The sequence below is a fragment of the Variovorax sp. FW301-JW7 genome (assembly GCF_058788795.1).
Map to the genome: position 1 here is coordinate 1 of NZ_JBYTBC010000008.1, position 2,443 is coordinate 2,443.

Sequence of the window (2,443 nt, forward strand, 5' to 3'; positions counted from 1 at the left end):
GCTGTTCGCTGTGCTCAGACCGGACGACGTCGAAGTCGACAGGCTGCTCACATTGCTGTTCGTCGTGCTCAGACCAGACGACGTGGAGGTCGACAGGCTGTTCACGTTGCTGTTCGTCGTGCTCAGGCCTGTAGACAGGCTGGAGATGCCGCTGGTCGCAGTGCTCAGGCCCGACGACGTCGAAGTCGACAGGCTGCTCACGTTGCTGTTCGCTGTGCTCAGACCGCTCGAAGTGGACGTCGACAGACTACTGACATTGCTACTCGCTGTGCTCAGGCCAGACGACGTCGAAGTCGACAAGCTGCTCACATTGCTGTTCGTCGTGCTCAGGCCGGTAGACAGGCTGGAGATGCCACTGGTCGCAGTGCTCAAGCCACTCGAAGTGGACGTCGAAAGGCTGCTGACATTGCTATTCGCTGTGCTCAGGCCGGACGACGTTGAGGTCGACAGGCTGCTCACGTTGCTGTTCGTCGTGCTCAGACCAGTCGACAGACTAGAGATGCCGCTCGTGGCGGTGCTCAAGCCGGACGACGTCGAGGTCGACAGGCTGCTGACGTTGCTGTTCGTGGTGCTCAGGCCCGTGGACAGGCTGGAGATGCCGCTGGCCGCGGTGCTCAGGCCGGACGACGTCGAGGTCGACAGGCTCGAGATGCCACTGGTCGCAGTGCTCAGGCCACTCGAAGTGGACGTCGAAAGGCTGCTGACATTGCTATTCGCTGTGCTCAGACCGGACGACGTCGAGGTCGACAAGCTACTCACATTGCTGTTCGTCGTACTCAAGCCGGTAGAAAGGCTGGAGATGCCACTGGTCGCGGTGCTCAGGCCAGACGACGTCGAGGTCGACAAGCTGCTGACGCTGCTGTTCGCTGTGCTCAGACCGCTCGAAGTGGACGTCGACAGGCTACTCACGTTGCTGTTCGTCGTGCTCAAGCCAGTAGACAGGCTCGAGATGCCACTGGTCGCAGTGCTCAGGCCACTCGAAGTGGACGTCGAAAGGCTGCTGACATTGCTATTCGCTGTGCTCAAACCCGACGACGTCGAAGTCGACAGGCTGCTCACATTGCTGTTCGTCGTGCTCAGACCAGTCGACAGACTGGAGATGCCGCTCGTGGCGGTGCTCAAGCCGGACGACGTGGACGTCGACAGGCTGCTCACGTTGCTGTTCGTCGTGCTCAGGCCCGTCGACAGACTGGAAATGCCACTCGTGGCCGTACTCAGACCGCTCGAAGTCGACGTGGAGAGACTGTCAATGCGGCTGTTGGTGGTGCTCAGGCCCGACGAGGTCGAAGTCGACAGGCTGCCGACGTTGCTGTTTGCTGTGCTCAGCCCGCTCGACGTGGAAGTCGAGAGGCTGCTGACGCTGCTGTTCGCTGTACTCAGACCGGACGACGTCGAGGTCGACAGGCTGCTGACGTTGCTGTTCGTGGTGCTCAGGCCCGTGGACAGGCTGGAGATGCCACTGGTCGCCGTGCTCAGGCCAGACGACGTGGAGGTCGACAAGCTGCTGACGTTGCTGTTCGCTGTGCTCAGACCGGACGACGTCGAGGTCGACAGGCTGCTCACGTTGCTGTTCGTCGTGCTCAGGCCCGTGGACAGGCTGGAGATGCCGCTGGTCGCGGTGCTCAGGCCAGACGACGTCGAAGTCGACAGGCTGTTCACGTTGCTGTTCGTCGTGCTCAGGCCCGTGGACAGGCTGGAAATGCCACTGGTCGCCGTGCTCAGGCCAGACGACGTGGAGGTCGACAGGCTACTCACGTTGCTGTTCGTCGTGCTCAGGCCAGTAGACAGGCTCGAGATGCCACTGGTCGCGGTGCTCAGCCCGCTAGAGGTCGACGTCGAGAGGCTGTCGATGCGGCTGCTGCTGGTGCTCAGGCCCGACGATGTCGAAGTCGACAGGCTACTCACGTTGCTATTCGTCGTGCTCAAGCCAGTAGACAGGCTCGAGATGCCACTGGTCGCAGTGCTCAGGCCACTCGAAGTGGACGTCGAAAGACTACTGACATTGCTATTTGCTGTGCTCAAACCCGACGACGTCGAAGTCGACAGGCTGCTCACGTTGCTGTTCGCCGTGCTCAAGCCGCTCGACGTAGACGTCGAAAGACTGCTGACGTTGCTGTTCGTGGTGCTCAGACCCGTGGACAGGCTCGAAATGCCGCTCGTGGCCGTGCTCAGGCCCGACGATGTAGAGGTCGACAGGCTGCCGACGTTGCTGTTGGTGGTGCTCAGGCCGGTCGACAGGCTGGAGATGCCGCTGGTCGCCGTGCTCAGGCCGCTCGAAGTCGAAGTCGACAGGCTGCCGACATTGCTGTTCGTGGTGCTCAGCCCGGTCGACAGGCTGGAGATTCCACTGGTGGCTGTGCTCAAACCGCTCGAAGTCGACGTCGACAGGCTGCCGACATTGCTGTTCGTGGTGCTCAGCCCGGTCGACAGGCTGGAGATTCCG

The 2,443-nt window shown here is 61.5% G+C and carries 1 protein-coding gene; it reads right to left on the minus strand.

Features of this window, described 5'->3' with window-relative positions; translation table 11 throughout:
- The coding region (locus AC3WQM_RS21165) for a beta strand repeat-containing protein (RefSeq protein ID WP_492681884.1) at window positions 1-2,443 on the minus strand (2,443 nt) is incomplete at both ends.